This window comes from Polynucleobacter sp. IMCC30063 (genome assembly GCF_021395235.1).
In the GTDB taxonomy this organism is placed as follows: domain Bacteria; phylum Pseudomonadota; class Gammaproteobacteria; order Burkholderiales; family Burkholderiaceae; genus Polynucleobacter.
Genome location: NZ_JAJVCQ010000006.1, coordinates 55,921 through 73,147 on the forward strand (window position 1 = coordinate 55,921; position 17,227 = coordinate 73,147).

16 protein-coding genes and 1 riboswitch are annotated in these 17,227 nt (G+C 45.0%); of the genes, 8 read left to right on the forward strand and 8 right to left on the reverse strand.

Features of this window, described 5'->3' with window-relative positions:
* Positions 1-3 precede the first annotated feature (3 nt).
* The 8 genes from cbiB to LZG75_RS11115 are packed head-to-tail and all read right to left on the reverse strand — an operon-like array spanning position 4 to position 8,138.
* Positions 4-1,026: an adenosylcobinamide-phosphate synthase CbiB gene (gene cbiB / locus LZG75_RS11080; protein WP_233924758.1), complete on the reverse strand. Its 1,023-nt coding sequence runs from the start codon at positions 1,024-1,026 to the stop codon at positions 4-6.
* A 17-nt stretch (positions 1,027-1,043) separates the two neighbouring features.
* Entirely contained in the window at positions 1,044-1,613 is a 570-nt protein-coding gene (gene cobO, locus LZG75_RS11085) for a cob(I)yrinic acid a,c-diamide adenosyltransferase (RefSeq protein WP_233937559.1), read from the reverse strand.
* 20 nt (positions 1,614-1,633) lie between these two features.
* Positions 1,634-2,398 (reverse strand): ABC transporter ATP-binding protein, encoded by a 765-nt coding sequence (locus LZG75_RS11090; protein WP_233937560.1) that lies wholly within the window; start codon positions 2,396-2,398, stop codon positions 1,634-1,636.
* Positions 2,395-3,423, reverse strand: coding sequence for an iron ABC transporter permease (locus tag LZG75_RS11095; RefSeq protein ID WP_233937561.1), 1,029 nt, complete (start codon positions 3,421-3,423; stop codon positions 2,395-2,397). The genes LZG75_RS11090 and LZG75_RS11095 overlap by 4 nt, the downstream gene beginning before the upstream one ends.
* The gene (locus LZG75_RS11100) at positions 3,420-4,283 is read right to left on the reverse strand and encodes an ABC transporter substrate-binding protein (RefSeq protein WP_233937562.1); all 864 of its coding nucleotides are present in this window, start codon (positions 4,281-4,283) and stop codon (positions 3,420-3,422) included. Before LZG75_RS11100 ends, LZG75_RS11095 begins: the two co-directional genes overlap by 4 nt.
* On the reverse strand, positions 4,280-4,879 hold the full coding sequence (locus LZG75_RS11105; protein ID WP_233937563.1) for a bifunctional adenosylcobinamide kinase/adenosylcobinamide-phosphate guanylyltransferase: 600 nt from the start codon (positions 4,877-4,879) through the stop codon (positions 4,280-4,282). The genes LZG75_RS11100 and LZG75_RS11105 overlap by 4 nt, the downstream gene beginning before the upstream one ends.
* Positions 4,876-6,213, reverse strand: a complete 1,338-nt coding sequence (locus LZG75_RS11110) for a cobyrinate a,c-diamide synthase (protein ID WP_233937564.1) — start codon at positions 6,211-6,213, stop codon at positions 4,876-4,878. The genes LZG75_RS11105 and LZG75_RS11110 overlap by 4 nt, the downstream gene beginning before the upstream one ends.
* 14 nt (positions 6,214-6,227) lie before the next feature.
* Positions 6,228-8,138, reverse strand: coding sequence for a TonB-dependent receptor domain-containing protein (locus LZG75_RS11115; protein ID WP_233937565.1), 1,911 nt, complete (start codon positions 8,136-8,138; stop codon positions 6,228-6,230).
* A gap of 227 nt (positions 8,139-8,365) precedes the next feature.
* A riboswitch (cobalamin riboswitch) is annotated at positions 8,366-8,600 on the reverse strand.
* Between the two features lie 112 nt (positions 8,601-8,712).
* Here LZG75_RS11115 and LZG75_RS11120 point away from each other — a divergent pair.
* The 8 genes from LZG75_RS11120 to LZG75_RS11155 all read left to right on the forward strand — a co-directional run bounded on the left by LZG75_RS11120 (position 8,713) and on the right by LZG75_RS11155 (position 17,226).
* A complete protein-coding gene (locus tag LZG75_RS11120; protein WP_233924751.1) occupies positions 8,713-9,330 on the forward strand; it encodes a Crp/Fnr family transcriptional regulator in 618 nt (205 codons plus the stop codon).
* Between the two features lie 155 nt (positions 9,331-9,485).
* Positions 9,486-11,198 (forward strand): oxalyl-CoA decarboxylase, encoded by a 1,713-nt coding sequence (gene oxc, locus LZG75_RS11125; protein ID WP_233924750.1) that lies wholly within the window; start codon positions 9,486-9,488, stop codon positions 11,196-11,198.
* Between the two features lie 40 nt (positions 11,199-11,238).
* Complete coding sequence (frc, locus tag LZG75_RS11130; RefSeq protein WP_233924749.1) at positions 11,239-12,489, forward strand: formyl-CoA transferase; 1,251 nt, start codon at positions 11,239-11,241, stop codon at positions 12,487-12,489.
* Positions 12,490-12,571: 82 nt separating this feature from the next.
* A complete protein-coding gene (locus tag LZG75_RS11135) occupies positions 12,572-12,994 on the forward strand; it encodes a PAS domain S-box protein (RefSeq protein WP_233924748.1) in 423 nt (140 codons plus the stop codon).
* 97 nt (positions 12,995-13,091) lie between these two features.
* Positions 13,092-14,339, forward strand: a complete 1,248-nt coding sequence (gene frc / locus LZG75_RS11140) for a formyl-CoA transferase (protein WP_233924747.1) — start codon at positions 13,092-13,094, stop codon at positions 14,337-14,339.
* Positions 14,340-14,379: 40 nt separating this feature from the next.
* Complete coding sequence (locus LZG75_RS11145) at positions 14,380-15,321, forward strand: methionyl-tRNA formyltransferase (RefSeq protein WP_233924746.1); 942 nt, start codon at positions 14,380-14,382, stop codon at positions 15,319-15,321.
* 51 nt (positions 15,322-15,372) lie between these two features.
* Positions 15,373-16,221 (forward strand): prolyl oligopeptidase family serine peptidase, encoded by an 849-nt coding sequence (locus LZG75_RS11150; RefSeq protein WP_233937566.1) that lies wholly within the window; start codon positions 15,373-15,375, stop codon positions 16,219-16,221.
* Between the two features lie 81 nt (positions 16,222-16,302).
* Positions 16,303-17,226, forward strand: a complete 924-nt coding sequence (locus tag LZG75_RS11155) for a tripartite tricarboxylate transporter substrate binding protein (RefSeq protein WP_233937567.1) — start codon at positions 16,303-16,305, stop codon at positions 17,224-17,226.
* Position 17,227: the final 1 nt, after the last annotated feature.

The window sequence follows — 17,227 nt, forward strand, 5'->3', positions numbered from 1 at the left end:
TGATTAGCCATTTAGACCTGAAGTCATGAGCAGATAAATTACAGGAATTAAACTGCTGATTAAACAGAGGAAAATCAATTTATTCATTAGGCGCTGTAATAATGTACAAGCACGACCAATGTCCGTAGACATTGCTAAGCAAGCGCCTTTATTAAGACTATAAATTGTGGGCTTACTCAGCTGAATATGTAAGGCTAGCGCCATTGAGCCCATTGGCCAGCCACCATTGGGCGATGGCGTTTTTTTTGCCTCGCGACATAGTTGTTCAAAGGTATATGTTGGCTCATGTTGTTGTCTTGCCTGCATTAAAATCAAAAGGCCACTGATGCGTGCTGGAATCCAAGATAAAAGATCATCAATTTTGGCGGCAAATTTACCAGCCCATTCCCAATGTCTTCCATTGCGTTGATCACGATATCCCCACATGGCATCTGCGGTATTCGCATAGCGATATAGGGCTGCAGCTGGAAGGCCGCCAAGTACTAGCCAAAATAGCGGCGCAATTACAGAGTCATTAAAATTTTCAGCTAGCGCCTCAATCGCACTTTCCCTTACTTGGATCGGATTGAGTGCTTGTGTATCGCGACTCACAATCATGGCTAAGCGTTGACGCCCTTCAACTAAAGAACGGCTTAAGGCGGCGTTCACAGCGTAGACCTCTGCAGATAAAAATGCCCAAGAAAATAGGGGCTTAATTAGTAAGCCCAGAAATAGGCAAGCAACAATTGGAGACAAAGAAAAGGCCAGTCTTTGTATATAGACTGCGCAAACCACGACTATAACTGCACCCATTAGCCATGCGGCCATTCCTATAAAAAAATAAGCTAGTTTTTGATGCTTTTTGTAGATTACGACTCGGGGCGAAATAAGTTGTCCAGTTATTTTTAAATACTGGCCCATCCATACAACTGGATGCAAATAGTAATAGGGCTCACCAAAAAAACGATCAATCATGAGAGCAATAAATATAGCGCCGCCCAGAATTCCCCATCCTAGGACAGAGTTGTTGAACATAAATTCAAGCATGAGTATCCATGCGTGCGTTAATCCTCAATGCCCCGTTGTGCTGGAACACCTGCGTCGAAAGCATGTTTAATTTGCTGCATTTCGCTCACGGTATCGGCAATATCAATAATCTCCTGTGGGCAGCGTCTACCAGTTAGGCAAACATGCACATGGCTAGGCCGTTTTTGCAATGTTTCAACTACATCGGCTAAGGGTATCCAGCCATAAATAAGGGGATAAGTGATTTCATCCAAAGCAATTAAAAAATAGTCACCGCTCAGAATGCTTTGCTTGGCTTTTTCCCAGCCATTACGCGCAAGTTGTGCCGAATGTTCTAAATCTTTACTTTTCCAGCTAAAGCCATCACCTAAGCCTTCAATGGGTATACCTAATTTTTCAAACATGCGATGTTCACCAAAACGGGCACTGGGAACTTTCATGAATTGGTAAATTTTGACCTTTTTATCTCGACCATGGGCGCGTAGAGATAAACCAAATAAGGCAGTACTTTTTCCTTTGCCGTTGCCGGTATAAATGAGCACTAGCCCACGGCGTTCGCCGGGAGATTTTTCATAGGGCTTGTCTGTTGGAGGCGCTTCAATTTGCATATTAAATCCTTGCGATGGTGTTAGCGGTTTTGGGGCATGACAACCCAAGATCCTTGTAGGGGATGAATTTTGATGCGGTTGGAGAATACAGTTTCAATTTGTGCATGGGTTTGCTGGTGCGTGGTGGCACCTTCATAAGAAAGCGAGCCTTGATTCAAGATGATGACATGATTAGCTTGCAACGCATACGTAATATCATGCAATACCGTAACAACGGTGGTACCCTGCTGGGTTAGGGATTGAATTAAGTCGATAAGATCAGCCTGATGTGGTGGGTCGAGATTAGCGAGGGGTTCATCCATCAGGATAATTTCAGCCTGCACTGCTAAGGCACGTGAAATTAAAATCCGTTGACACTCACCGCCTGACAATTCGTTAATGGGGCGATGGCGCAAGTTCCATGCTTGGGTAGACCGTAATGCTTGTTCGACAATATGGTGATCTGTGGCACTGGGACTACTAAACCATTGTTGATGTGGTAATCGCCCCAGCATTACTAAGTCGTATACCAATAAATCATCACTAATAACTTCGTTTTGTCCAAGCCAAGCAATTTTTTTAGCACGTTCCTTAGCTTGCATGGTGTGCAGGGGTATTGAAAAAATATTTACAGAATTGGTATGCGGTAACAAACCCGCGATTACTTTTAAGAAAGTAGACTTTCCTGCGCCATTAGGCCCAATAATGCTTGTCCATTGCGCTTGTGGAATTGCGGCAGATATATGATGTAAGACTTCGACACCTCCGAGTTTGGCGCTAATATTTTGAGTGTTAATGGCAATCATTTATACCTGCCAACGGGTTGTTTAGCATGCATTAACCATAATAAGTAACTGCCCCCTAGAATTGCTGTTAATAAGCCAACAGGTAATTCTTGGGGGGCGATGAGTGCGCGCGCAAGAATGTCAGCTGCAAGTAATAAGCCTCCACCAACACCGCTCGAAAGCAGTAAGAGCATGTGATGGGTTACGTTAGTTTGCGAGCGTACCAAATGGGGAGCAGCTAGGCCAACGAAAGCGATGATGCCAACTTGGCTCACCGCAGTACCTGTAGCTAAGGCTAAGATGAAAATGAATATCGCGCGCGCTAAGTTCAAATTAATGCCAAGACTAAGTGCTGTTAATTCGCCTAGCGCTAAAGCATCAAGCGCTTTACCTAGAGGCCAAGCTAGAGCACAGCTAAAGATGAGCGCAATACTCATGATGACACATGCAGACCACCCTGCGAAACTAGTGGTTCCCAACATAAATGCTTGCATTGCTTGCAATATTTCTGGGTTCATGATGGAAATAAAGGAACCCAGCGCCCCCAAAATTACACCTACTATTACCCCAGCCAAGAGTAGTCTAAAAGTATGTTGGAAGCCTTTCGCAAGAAAAATAGTGATAAGCACGCCGGCTAGAGCGCCAAAAAAAGCAGCGCTCGTTATGCCAATTCGCATAAACCAATTTTCAGCATATAGACTTGTACTTAACAAGATTAAACTCAATGCAACTCCTAAGGTAGCCCCCGAGGCACTCCCTAATAAATAAGGATCAGCGAGAGGGTTACGAAAGAGTCCCTGGGCAATTGCGCCAGCAAGACCTAAGAGGGCACCGGCTAGCCAAGCAGCGAGCGTGCGCGGTAAACGGATATCAAAAATGATTTGCCATGCGCCAGCGTCGCTAGTATTCAATATAAAAGACTTGATCCCAGTGCTTCCTACGCTCATACCGATGATGAATAAAATACTAGTAGTAACTAGTAAAATAACGCTTAGGCGCCACACTCGGACCCGAGAGGGGAAATTCGCAGCTTGGATAGTAGTCATGGATATTTTGCGCTAATACAGTTAGCCATAATTTGCGCTCCCTCAGCAAGGCGAGGACCTGGACGAGACAGAATATCGGCTTCAGTGGGAGTAAAAGTGCAAATACGTTGCTGACTTACCGCACTCATTTTTTTCCATCCAGGCCTACCTTCAATTTGACCACTTTGTTTATAACCCATCATGATGAGGTCGGGATTTTCTCGCACGATAAATTCGGGATTTAATTTCGGGAAAGGACCCAAAGAACTTGGAATAATATTGGTCAGATGTAAGCGCTTAAGGGTTTCGCCAATAAACGAAGATTCACCCGCGCCAAAGGGTGTACTGCTGACTTCAAAGTAAACTCGTTGACCGTTAGCGGCTTTGGGTAAGGTGCTGGCAATCGTATGCACTTGTGTTAGCAAATTAAGCCAAATCGTTTCAGCATCCTTTGGGGGAGCTCCGAGTATTAAAGTCAGGCGTTGCAAGGCTTGGTGTACATCAGCATAGTCCTTCACATCAAAAGCAATGACCTTTATTCCCAGTGAACGCAAGCGTTCACTGGCGCGCGAATTTTTTCCTACCAGTACTACATCAGGCTTTAAGGCAGCAATGGCTTCAATATTTGGATCTAATCCCCCACCAACAGATGGTAATGATTGAATGCTTTCTGGCCAATTTGAATACCGATCAATGCCTACTAATTTTTGGCATTGTTTTAATACGCAAATTGTTTCCGTTATAGAGGGGAGTAGCGAGATAATTCGTAGCGGAGATTTTTGTAGACTCGTCGTATATCCTTGATCATCAGTAATTTCGATGGCCCATGCGCTTGAAGTAACCATTACTAAAGCAAAAATAAGAAGCCAGTGGACTTTCATGCTGTCCCTTTAATATATATTGGGCAACCTGCCACCATGAGGGTGACGCGTTCACACGCTTGGGCAACTACCTGATTTAATAATCCGAGTTGATCTACAAAGTAACGCGTTTCAGCGCCAAGCGGAATGACACCTTGACCAATTTCATTGCTAACTAAGACTATTGGACCCCTGCAAGCATGAATTGCATTCAGTAGAGCGGAATGCGCCTGCAAAAATGAAGCCGCTAAATCTGAAGGGCTGGCATTATTTTGTTCTGGGGGTGGGCTAAGATAGTTACTTAACCAAAGCGTGAGGCAATCAATCAGCAAAAATCGTTTTGGGTCAGAATATTGTTCAATCACTTTTGCTATCTCGATTGTTTCTTCGATAGTTTGGCAGCGTGGTAATTTTTTCTGACGTAGGAGGCGATGTAACTCAATGCGCACTTTCATTTCGGCATCCCCTGCTTGAGCGGTTGCAATCATCATGACCTCATGCTGTGGATCGCTGATGGACCACTCTGCAGCCAGCTGTTCTGCGCGTGAGGATTTACCACTTTTTTGCCCGCCCAGAATGAGTTCACTACGGGCAATAGTCATAGTCGAGGTAGTCATTGCTGGCGATCTTGTGGCAGAAATAAAGCTGCAGTGGCTTTGGGGTTCGACGCAAACCAAGCATGAAAATAGCTAGCCTGTAGAGAGTTTTTTTGGAAGAGTAATTCGCCAGATGCATTGTTAATTGCTTCCGTTTTTTTTAAACATTGCGTGTGAGCTTTTAATGGACTTATGCAAGTTGAATAATGAAAGGTGTGACCACGTATCTCTTGGCCATATAGGCGTAAAGATTGCAAGCCAAGTCCGCCAAGTCGTTTTTGCATCGTTACGGTACCTGGCAATACACCCCACATAGGATACGGTTGACCGTCAGTAGTTATGAGCGTTTCAAATAAAGCCATCATGCCACCACATTCAGCCCAAATGGGCCGATTGTTTTGCATGTGCATATGTAGTTGACGTTTCAATTCCTGATTATTACCTAATGCTTCTGCATATAACTCTGGATATCCACCCGGCAGCCATACTGCATCACATATTGGCAGAGGATCACCTCGTAAAGGAGAAAAAAACTGAATACGGGCACCTAATTTTTCGAGTACATCTAAATTGGCTTGATAAATAAAACAAAAAGCAGCATCTTTAGCGACCGCAATGATTTTATCGTCAAGTAATTTTTGATTTAACTCTTTTTTTATATTGGTAGGATATTCGACTACTAAACTTGATAAGCGTTGCAAGATCGTTTCACCAAAATTACTGGCTTCGATTGCATTAGCAATCAGGTCCAGTTTTTGTTCAGCATTCACAATTTCTGCACTCATTTTTAGGCCAAGGTGTCTTTCAGGAAAGCCCATTTCGGTATTGGCAAAGATGGCACCTAAAAAATGATGGGGATTGGCGATGGCTGACTCTAGCATGGCTGCGTGCCCAGGAGATGCGACTCGATTAGCTAAAACGCCTGCCCATTTCATATGGGGTTGATATTGTTCTAACCCTAAAGCAAGGGCACCAAATGTGCCAGCCATAGCAGAGGCGTCGATGACTGCCATCACCGGAACATGAAAGCGTATTGCTAAATCTGCGGCACTCGGGTCACCATCGAATAGCCCCATGGCACCCTCTATCAAAATAACGTCAGCAGATTCTGCCGCCTCTCGAAGTCTAGCTTGACAATCATCTTCGCCTGTCATCCAGAGATCAATTTGGTAAACGGGGTTTCGGCTAGCAAGACTTAGCCAAAATGGATCTAAAAAATCTGGACCACATTTAAAAACACGGACCCGCTTACCTTGCTTGGTAAGGAAATGGGCTAAGCCGGCTGTGATCGTCGTTTTACCTTGACCCGATGCGGGAGCTGAAATCAGCAGAGTGGGACATGAATTCGGTTTCATAGATAGGCTATTGACTAGGGGGTGTACCGTACGCCAGCAAAAATATTAGAGCCGGGAGTGAGATAGCCATATGAGAGCTGGTATTGGTTATTTAAGGCATTATTCCAGCGGGCAAATAAGGACCATTTTGGCTGAATTTCATAGCTCGCGAATAAATCAAGCAGGGCATAGGAAGACATGGTCACCGTATTTTTTGCATTGCCATAACGTTGCCCAGCGATCGTTATATTCGCGCCCGCATTTAATTTTCCCCGACGGTATTCGCTGCCTAAATTAGCCAATTGTTTAGCTCGATTAGGCAAAGCTAACCCCGTATTTTGATCTACTGCATTGAGTAAGTCGAGTGCAGCTTTTAAGTTCCAGTATTCAAGTCGCGTATTGGCACCCAATGATGCGCCGGTAATGTTGACTGAGGCAAAATTTGTGGGGCAGTAACCGCTGGCTTGGGTTGTACAAGGCAGGGCTTGAATTAAATTTTGTACTTTATTTTGATAGCCTACTAAGTGAATTTCATAATTACCTGGCTCGTAATGTAGGCCTACTTCGGCGTTGCGATTCGTTTCTGGTTGCACGTTCGGAGTGCCATAGCCAGGATAGTAAAGGTCGTTAAAGGTCGGCGCTCTAAAACCGGTACCGTAGTTCACATTGGCTCGTAAACCTTTAGTTAAAAAATAACCATAAGCTCCGCTATAGGTAAAGATAGGGCCGTACCCCGTAATCGTGTCATTCCGTACCGCTACTGTGGCTAAATTATTGCCACGATTTAATTGATACGATCCTGCAGCTGAATTAGTAGTGCGAGAGGCATTAATATTCGTGGTATTGGCGTATTGCACTAGCCGCTCGACCATTAGCTGTAAATTATCGGGACCAACTTTGATATCGTTTTTCCATAAAAAATCATTTTGTGGAGACTTAATGCTGTCGTTACTATTTGTAGTTAAATTCTGGCCAAAATTTGAAGTATTTGAAAGTTGAATGAAGCTCTGCCAATTTTCCGTAATTTGATTTTTAGAAAAGACAGTAGCGATCGATAAATTATTAACTTGAGAATTGACCTCTGGTAGGGAGACATCGTAATCGTAGCCAGGGTACTGGTAGTTGGTACGGCTGGCCAGTACTTTGACGCCAAACTCTTGACCTTTTTGCCACTCATGCGAAACCTGTCCCGTAGCACCAAGACGGGTATAGCCCGTGCGGGTTGTAGGGTAGCCTGGCGCACAATAATTTTTCGTGGCATTCGCAGCGCTACAGGGGTTTGTAGATGCCACGGTATTGAAGCCCATTGAATTTTCTTGGCTTAAACCAAGGTTATAACGTGTGGGCTTATCGTCACCAACCGAGCCTGATACCGAAGCAGTATTAATAGTGGTGCCATATGTACCATAACCACTTGAGGCACTAAATTGCGCTGGACCATCGCCCCGTTTGGTAAAAATTTGAATGACACCACCAAGGGCATCTTGTCCATAAAAAGTACTTTGCGGTCCAAAGATAATTTCAATATGGTCAATTAATTGAATTGGAATTGCGCTCCAAACTGCACCACCTAAAGTGGATGATTCGGTACGCACACCATCAATTAAAACTAAACTTTGATTATTGCTAGTACCACGTAAATAAACGCTGGCCAGACCACCGGGTCCACCATATGTCGATATTTGTACGCCACGCTGCTGTTGCAAGAGCTCGGGTACGCTCATTTGCCCAGCCTGAGCGATTTCTTCGGGACCAATATAAACATAGTCAGCCAACACATCCGCACCTTTGGTGGGCATACGGGTGGCTGTTACGATGAGTGGTTTAGTGGAATTCGGGGAGTTAATCACCGCTACTGAACTATCTCCTGAAGATTGCGCTTGGGATGGGTTTTGAGCTTGGGCAGCAGTATTCGAAATCAGGCCCGTGATACTCAGCAGCGCCAATAAAATGAAACGAAGAAACGCAATCCTCTCGCAAAATGAAGAAGTAATAAAAGAACAATACTGCATGGTTTAAATCCTGTACTAAGAACACTAAGCCAACTTCCCCGTTAGCCGAGTCGAACAGAATTTTGAGTTGAGAAACAGCACGTCAATAGAGCAGGGCGCGATGCAATGCAAATAACTTACGCAACCATTGCTACGATTGGCGCGCGAAGTTCCCCGTCCGCAAAAATTCCACCTGTCTTGGCCGGTATCCGGGCTGACGAGTTTCAGAAATTTGGCCTTCCCATGTATTGACTCACACAGTGGCTTATTCAAATTCTGCGTCTCAAGGAAGATTGCCTTCAATTGGGACACTCGCTTACCGTTGCGGGGGCAGCACACGTTTGTTTAGTGTTTCCCGTTTAACCTTCATTGCTAGCTTGCACTAGCCAAAAAGGCACCACGACCTAAGCAGTTTACCTGATTGCGTAAAGGGTTTTACAATATCGCTTACAGACCGCTAAAGCCCCCCAAAGGGATTTTCCATAGCGCTTCTGTAGAGCTTGTGAGGGAGATCTAAACTCTAGAATTGATGACCATACTCGAAAACCACCCTGAAAAAAACGTGATTCGCTTGCAGTTGAGTCAAAATGTGATTTTGCAGCATCTTGACCCTAAAAGCATGTCAGAACTTTTGGGTCTCCTTGAGATTGCTGATTTAAAGAAAACTGAAATTTTGCTTCATCAAGGCGACACACAAATGGAGCAGTACTTTGTCTTGGATGGCATCTTAAAGCGAATTGTTTCTAGTGTCGATGCAAAAGAAATGATTTTGCGTTTCGCAATTGAAAAAGATATTGAAACTAGTTACGCTGCCTGGCGACTGAAAACCGCTGCCCCTTACAGCATCGCTTGCGTTACTAAAGCGCGAGTTGCGCGGATGCCCTTAAAAAAATGGGTTGATTTCTTAGATCGACATCAAACTATTAAAGATAGTTTTGAATTTGAAGTTATGCGCCTGATGAGTGAAATCATGGCCCATACTATTACCTTGCATATGCTTGATGCCCCAGGGCGGGTAGAGCGATTTGTGCGGAAGTATGCTTACCTCTTTGAGTTATTGCCCAAAAAAGAGCTTGCGGCCTACCTCAACTTGTCTCCCGAGACCTTGAGTCGCTTAAAAAATAAGCATAAAGAACTTTTTTTGTAGATTCTTGATTGGGCCAAAATAGCCAATATTGGCGATTTCGGACTAACTTGACGTAAGTCAATGCGCCTCATGGCGCCTCAGCCTAATATTCTCGATATTGCATTAAGACCCTTTAGAATTGGGCTTTAAACGCGGGCAAATAGACTAAAAAATATATGACAAATGACACTCAAACCCCAGCATTAACTGACGGCTTTCATCTGGTAATTGATGCCCTTAAACTCAATGACATCCATACTATTTTTGGTTTGGTTGGTATACCCATTACCGACTTAGCGCGCTTGGCACAGGCTGAAGGCATGCGTTTCATTGGCTTTCGCCATGAGCAGCATGCGGGAAATGCCGCAGCAATTGCCGGCTTTATGACCCAAAAGCCAGGTATTTGTTTAACTGTTTCAGCGCCTGGTTTTTTAAATGGACTTACCGCTTTAGCGAATGCTACGACCAATTGCTTCCCAATGATTTTAATTAGCGGGTCGAGCGAACGTGAAATTGTGGATTTACAGCAGGGCGATTATGAAGAAATGGATCAACTCAATAATGCGCGACCCTATGCTAAAGCTTCTTACCGAATTAATAAGGCTGAGGATATTGGTATTGGGATTGCCCGAGCCATACGCGCAGCGGTTTCTGGGCGGCCGGGCGGCGTTTATTTAGATTTGCCAGCAGAGCTCTTGGGCCAATCGATTGATGCTGAAAAAGGAAAAAAATCCTTAGTAAAAGTGGTTGATCCAGTGCCTCGTCAAATTCCTGCTCCCGATGCAATTCAACGGGCAGTTGATCTGATTAAAAGTGCAAAACGCCCCTTAATTTTATTGGGAAAGGGTGCGGCTTACGCCCAAGCCGATGCCGACATTCGGCAATTTGTTGAAATGTCTGGAATTCCATACCTTCCCATGTCAATGGCTAAAGGTTTATTGCCCGATACCCATCCGCAATGTGTTTCTGCGACTCGTTCTTATGTTTTGGCAGAGGCCGATGTGGTGATCCTGATTGGCGCGCGTTTAAATTGGTTATTAGCGCATGGCAAAGGAAAAACTTGGGGTGGTGCACCAAAACAATTTATTCAGATCGATATTTCACCTACAGAAATTGATAGCAATGTTGCCATTGCCGCGCCGCTTATTGGCGATGTGGGTTCGTGTGTGGCTGCGTTGCTAGCAGCGATGGGGCCAAACTTCCCAAGACCAAGTGATGCTTGGATTGGTGATATTACTGATCGTAAAGATAAAAATATTGCCAAGATGGCGATCACCTTGGAACAAAATCCAACGCCAATGAATTTTCATAGCGCTTTGCGCGCAATTCGGGATGTATTGAAAACACGTCCCGATATTAATGTGGTGAATGAAGGCGCTAACACGCTTGATTTTGCTCGCAGCATTGTTAATATGTACCAGCCCCGCAAGCGTTTTGATTCCGGCACCTGGGGCATTATGGGAATTGGCATGGGTTACGCCATTGGCGCAGCCGTTACTAGCGGGCTGCCAGTGGTGGCAATTGAGGGTGATAGCGCTTTTGGTTTTAGTGGTATGGAACTAGAAACAATCTGTCGTTATAACTTACCCGTGACCACCATTGTGTTTAATAACAATGGTGTATATCGTGGCACCGATGTAAATCCTACTGGTGGAGCGGATGTTGCGCCTACCGTGTTTGTAAAAGGTATTCGTTACGACAAAATGATCGAAGCCTTTGGCGGCATTGGTTATAACGTAACGACTCCAGAAGAGTTAACTAAAGCACTCACCGCGGCGATTGCCGCAGGTAAGCCAGCTTTAATTAATGCGGTAATTGATGAGACTGCGGGCACTGAAAGTGGTCGCTTAACGAACCTGAATCCATCTAGCGCTGCAAATAAGAAATAACTATTTTTCACTTAATTGATTTAAACCAAGGAACTGCATGATGACTAAACCATTAGATGGCATTCGGATTATTGACTTCACCCATGTGCAGGCTGGGCCTGCTTGCACCCAGTTATTAGCTTGGTATGGCGCTGATGTTATTAAGGTGGAACGCCCAGGCTCTGGCGATGTTACCCGCAGTCAATTGCGCGATATTCCCGATGCCGATGCTTTGTATTTCACTATGTTGAATGGCAACAAACGTTCATTAACTTTAGATACTAAAACACCAGAAGGTAAAGCTGTTTTAGAAAAAATGATTAAAACTTCCGATGTCATGGTAGAAAACTTTGGCCCTGGTGCGTTAGACCGCATGGGCTTTAGCTGGGCACGTATTCAAGAGTTAAATCCTAAAATGATTTTGGCTTCAGTTAAAGGTTTTAGCGATGGCCATTCTTATGAAGATTTGAAAGTTTATGAAAACGTAGCCCAATGTGCTGGTGGCGCTGCTTCAACAACAGGTTTTTGGGATGGCCCGCCAACCGTATCAGCCGCCGCCTTAGGTGATAGTAATACCGGTATGCATTTAGCGATTGGTATTTTGACTGCCTTGATGCAACGCCAAAAAACTGGTAAAGGCCAAAAAGTATCCTGCTCGATGCAAGATGCAGTCTTAAATTTATGCCGCGTTAAATTACGCGATCAACAACGCCTTGATAAAATCGGCTATTTAGAAGAGTATCCGCAATATCCCCATGGCACATTCTCCGATGTCGTGCCTCGTGGTGGCAATGCTGGCGGTGGTGGACAACCGGGCTGGGTATTGAAATGTAAGGGCTGGGAAACGGATCCTAATGCCTATATTTATTTTACGATCCAGGGTCATGCTTGGGAACCCATTACAGCTGCTATTGGCAAGCCAGAGTGGGCTACAGATCCGGCCTATATGACAGCCCAAGCTCGGCAAGATAAGATTTTTGATATCTTCGCCACAATTGAAGATTGGCTAAAAGATAAAACAAAATATGAAGCAGTCGATATCTTGCGTAAATTTGATATTCCTTGCGCGCCTGTTTTTTCGATGAAAGAATTAGCTGATTCACCCGATTTACGTAAGAGTGGATCAATTGTTGAGGTGGATCACAAAGTGCGAGGGAAGTATTTAACTATTGGTAGCCCAATTAAGTTCTCCGATTTGGAAATTGAAGTTAAGCCTTCGCCAGTCTTGGGAGAGCATACCGATGAAGTTTTAGCCGATCTAGGCTATGGCGCTGAAGAAATTTCCCAATTACACGCCGCTAAGGCAGTTTAAATTGCTTAGTTCATGATCTAACACAAAAAGGCGCCTTTTATAGGCGCCTTTTTTATCAAATATCCACTATGCTCTTGACACAATGAAAACATCAGTAGATTTGGAGCAGTTAGTTGAAGTCATGGGGGATGCCGTGATTGTTGCTGATCGTGCCGGCAAAATTACTCTATGGAATGCTGCGGCCACACGAATTTTTGGTTTTACTGAGGCTGAGGCATTGGGCCAATCGCTTACTTTAATTACCCCCGAGCGTTTACAACATCGCCATAATGTCGGCTTTGATAAATCGATGGAAACAGGCACGACTCGTTATGGCAGTTCCCTGTTAAAGGTTCCCGCGAATCATAAGGACGGCCGCACCATTTCAATTGCTTTTACCGTAGCCATGCTTTTTGATGACGCCCATCAAGTAACAGGGGTGGCTGCGGTCATTCGCGATGATACTGAGCGTTTTTTAGAAGAACGACAACTAAAACAGCGTCTAGCAGCTCTTGAGCCTAAATAGCCTGCAAAATACCACCTCAATCCCTTTATATTAGGCTTCACACGCTTTAACTTACTAAGCTAAAATAGCATTTTTGTAACATTTTAGGATTAAGGCAATGGCAAAAGCGCTGGATGGTGTAAAAATTTTAGATTTCACGCATGTGCAATCGGGTCCGACCTGCACACAATTACTAGCTTGGTTTGGCGCTGATGTAATTAAGGTGGAGCGGTCGGGTGAGGGCGATGCAACGCGCGGACAACTGCGGGATGTTCCCGAAGCTGACAGCTTGTATTTCACCATGCTCAATCACAATAAACGCTCGTTGACGGTAAATACCAAAACCCCCGAAGGGAAAGAAATCCTCGAGCGCTTAATTAAGCAGTGTGATGTGCTTGTCGAAAATTTTGCTCCAGGCGCACTTGATCGGATGGGTTTTACTTGGGAACGTATTCAAGAGCTGAACCCCAAAATGATCATGGCTTCTGTAAAGGGCTTTGGACCTGGTCCATTTGAAGATTGTAAAGTTTATGAAAACGTGGCCCAATGTGCGGGTGGCTCGGCCTCAACTACGGGCTTTGATGATGGGCCGCCTACGGTTACTGGTGCACAAATTGGCGATAGCGGTACGGGTTTACATTTGGCCTTAGGAATTGTGACCGCTTTATATCAACGCACCCATTCTGGCAAAGGTCAAAAAGTATTGGCAGCCATGCAAGATGCGGTCTTAAATTTATGCCGCGTGAAGTTACGTGATCAGCAGCGTCTAGAGCGTACTGGAGTGTTAAAAGAGTTTCCACAATTTCCGAACGGCCACTTTGGCGACGCAGTACCCCGTTCAGGTAATGCTTCTGGCGGCGGGCAGCCAGGCTGGATTTTGAAGTGTAAAGGTTGGGAGACTGACCCGAATTCCTATATCTATGTAGTTGTGCAAGCGCCGGTTTGGGAAGGAATTTGCAAAGTGATCGGTCGTGAAGATTGGATTACTGATCCTGATTACGCTAAACCAGTAGCCCGCTTACCTAGGCTGATGAGTATTTTTGCGGAAATCGAAAAATGGACGATTCAGCACTCGAAATTTGATGTCATGAATACGCTGAATAAATACGATGTACCCTGTGGCCCAATTTTATCCATGAAAGAATTGGCTGAAGAACCTGCTTTGCGGGCCACTGGCACGATTGTTGAGGTAGATCATCCAGTACGAGGCAAGTACCTGACGGTTGGCAATCCAATTAAAATGTCGGATAGCATTACGGAAGTCACTCGCTCGCCTTTACTAGGCGAACATACCGATGAAATTCTCCGCGAGCTGGGCTTTAGCTTAGAAGAGCTGACTGCTTTACGTGCTAAGGAAGTTATTTAACTAATAATTTCATTTGGTAGCTTAATCCAAGGGGTGTTGTATGCGCATAGCCTTAATTGGTAGTCAAGATTTTGGTAAGGCCGCTTTAGAAGCTTTTCTAAAGCGCGGCGATGAAGTTGTCGCAGTTTTTTGTCCGCCTGATAATCCCAAGTCGAGCAAGCCCGAGGTGCTTAAAGAAGCCGTGGTGGCTCTGGGCTTAAAGCCCTTGCAATTTGCTTCGCTCAAATCTCCCGAGGCTGCGCAAGCCTTAGCTGATAGCAAGGCGGAAATTGGTGTGATGGCTTATGTTTTGCAATTTGTACCGCAAGATTTTGTACACATTCCCAAATTTGGCATGATTCAGTATCACCCTTCATTACTGCCCCGATATCGCGGGCCCAGTGCGATTAATTGGGCGATTGCCTTGGGTGAGACTAAAACGGGCTTGACGATATTTCGGCCTAGTGATGGCTTGGATGAGGGCGCTGTTATCTTGCAAAAAGAGGTTGCCATTGGGCCCGATGACACTTTGGGCAAAGTTTATTTTGAGCGCCTCTTCCCATTGGGAGTTGCTGCATTAATGGAGGCCGCTGATTTGGTCGTAGCAGGCAAACATCACGAGCACATTCAAGATGAGTCACAAGCCAATTACGAAGGCTGGTTTGATCAAGCCGCAACACGCATCCATTGGACCTCACACTTACAAGGGGTGTACGATTTGATTCGTGCCGCCAACCCAGCGCCAGGTGCATGGACGACCTTTGGTGGTGAAAAAATTGCCATTTTTGATGCAGCTAAACAGGTGGCCCGTACCTTTTCAGCAGTACGCGGCAAGCCTGGAGTGGTAACAGAAATTAGTGCACAGAGTATTTTTATCGCCTGCCATGGCGGAGAAATAGAAGTGTTAAAAGCTAAGTCAAGCAAAGTAGCGAACGGTAGCAAAGTTAGTGGTGCTGAATTGGCAGCTGGTTTAGGCTTGCAGCTTGGCCAAAGCTTAGATTAGCCCTAGTAAAATTTGTTAGTAAAAAATCAAACAAATTTAGTAGCAAACTCAGTGGTGAAACCGCTTGCGCTCGCTATTTTTTTCATTACTTGGTTTGCCATCTCTTTATCGGTCGTAGGCCAAAGTAAGTTACCTGAGGAAGTAGTTTTTGTCCCCAAAAAATTATTTTTAGGTTCTGTCAGTCTTGAAACTACCATCTTTAAGCCTAGCGGTGATGGTCCATTTCCTTTGGTGATTATTAATCATGGTAAAGCAAATGGATTAACGCAGTTTCAGCCGCGGTATCGACCCCTGTCGCCCGTTCGATTTTTCTTAGAGCGCAATTACATCGTCTTGGTACCAATGCGCCAGGGATTTTCTAAGTCGAGTGGACATTACATGGGCGGTGGCTGTAGCTTGGAGGCGAATGGACTCAATCAGGCAGAAGATGTTCCGCCAGTGATTACGTTTGCGCATCAACTTCCCTACGTCGACAAAACCCGGACTTTAATTGTTGGTCAGTCGCATGGGGGTTGGACCACTCTCGCTTATGGCGCGTCTAAACCCGACCCTTCTGTGAAGGGCTTGATTAATTTTGCTGGTGGCTTAAGAAGAGAAGGCTGCGGCGACTGGCAAAGTGATTTATATAAAACGGCCGGAACTTTTGGTAAGGAAACTACTCTGCCAAGCCTGTGGTTATATGGCGATAATGATAGTTATTTCAGTCGATTTGTTGCCGATAGAATGTTTGAAAATTATCGGTTGGGTAACCCCAATGCTAAATTCATTGCCTATGGTAGCTTTGGCTCAGATTCCCACATGCTTTTTACGAGTAGTGAGGGCAAAGTAATTTGGGCACCATATGTTGATCAATTTTTGGAAGACATTGGGTTACCGAATAAAGTAGTCAATCCACTTTGATAACTTGGGAGACAAAAATTGCTAAATCATTTGATTAATATAGTTCTTGTACTTGCTTTAAGTTTTTTAAGTAGTTTTTGTGTGGCTCAGGCGCCCACAGGCAATACTTTTCCAACTCGTACTGTGACTTTGGTTGTGCCTTTTCCGCCTGGTGGCGGAACCGATGTGGGTGCACGTTTAATAGCGCAAAAATTATCAGCCAAATGGGGTCAATCGGTCGTGGTTGAAAATAAGGGCGGTGCCGCTGGCATGGTGGGCTCTGACTATGTCAGCAAAGCAAAGCCAGATGGCTACACTCTTTTAGTGGGTAATGTTGGCACCTTATCGATTAACCCTTCGCTCTATAAAAAAATGCCTTATGACGCTGAAAAAGCGTTTACACCCATCAGCATGATTGCCGAATTACCCTTTTTTTTGTTGGTTAACCCCAATTTTCCTGCGAAGTCGATTAAGGAATTGATCGCGCTAGCAAAAGCAAAACCTGGCAAAGTCAGTTATGCCAGCTCGGGTAGCGGGGGTGGCCCGCATATTGCTGCTGAAGTATTTGAAAAAATGGCAAACATTCAGCTACTACATGTTCCCTACAAGGGCGGGGGCCCTGCTGCAGCTGACGTGATGGCTGGCCACGTAGACATGTATTTTGCCACGGTACTAGAGTCGCTTGGCGCGGTTAAAACCGGCAAGTTTACGGCACTCGGGGTCAGCACCTTAACAAGATCGCCAGCCCTACCTGACTTACCAACCATTGCTGAGTCGGGCGTACCGGGATATGACTCTGGCTCATGGATTGGGGTAGTGGCACCTGCGGGAACACCGGTCGCAATTATTGATAAAGTTGCTAACGATATGCGCGATGTGATTGCCGAACCCGATACCCGCCAAACGCTGATTCAACAAGGGGCAACTCCATTATCGCTGAGCCCTGCTGCCTTTAAGGCGCGTATTGAAAATGATCGACAGCGCTATAGCAAAGTAATTAAAGATGCGAATATACAAATTGAGTAAA

Coding starts and splice junctions, on each gene's coding strand:
- LZG75_RS11090 (WP_233937560.1), bottom strand. CDS start 2,398: ATGATTGCCATTAACACTCAAAATATTAGCGCCAAACTCGGAGGTGTC.
- LZG75_RS11100 (WP_233937562.1), bottom strand. CDS start 4,283: ATGAAAGTCCACTGGCTTCTTATTTTTGCTTTAGTAATGGTTACTTCA.
- cobO (WP_233937559.1), bottom strand. CDS start 1,613: ATGCAAATTGAAGCGCCTCCAACAGACAAGCCCTATGAAAAATCTCCC.
- LZG75_RS11135 (WP_233924748.1), top strand. CDS start 12,572: ATGAAAACATCAGTAGATTTGGAGCAGTTAGTTGAAGTCATGGGGGAT.
- cbiB (WP_233924758.1), bottom strand. CDS start 1,026: ATGCTTGAATTTATGTTCAACAACTCTGTCCTAGGATGGGGAATTCTG.
- frc (WP_233924749.1), top strand. CDS start 11,239: ATGACTAAACCATTAGATGGCATTCGGATTATTGACTTCACCCATGTG.
- frc (WP_233924747.1), top strand. CDS start 13,092: ATGGCAAAAGCGCTGGATGGTGTAAAAATTTTAGATTTCACGCATGTG.
- LZG75_RS11095 (WP_233937561.1), bottom strand. CDS start 3,423: ATGACTACTATCCAAGCTGCGAATTTCCCCTCTCGGGTCCGAGTGTGG.
- LZG75_RS11110 (WP_233937564.1), bottom strand. CDS start 6,213: ATGAAACCGAATTCATGTCCCACTCTGCTGATTTCAGCTCCCGCATCG.
- oxc (WP_233924750.1), top strand. CDS start 9,486: ATGACAAATGACACTCAAACCCCAGCATTAACTGACGGCTTTCATCTG.
- LZG75_RS11105 (WP_233937563.1), bottom strand. CDS start 4,879: ATGACTACCTCGACTATGACTATTGCCCGTAGTGAACTCATTCTGGGC.
- LZG75_RS11120 (WP_233924751.1), top strand. CDS start 8,713: ATGACCATACTCGAAAACCACCCTGAAAAAAACGTGATTCGCTTGCAG.
- LZG75_RS11145 (WP_233924746.1), top strand. CDS start 14,380: ATGCGCATAGCCTTAATTGGTAGTCAAGATTTTGGTAAGGCCGCTTTA.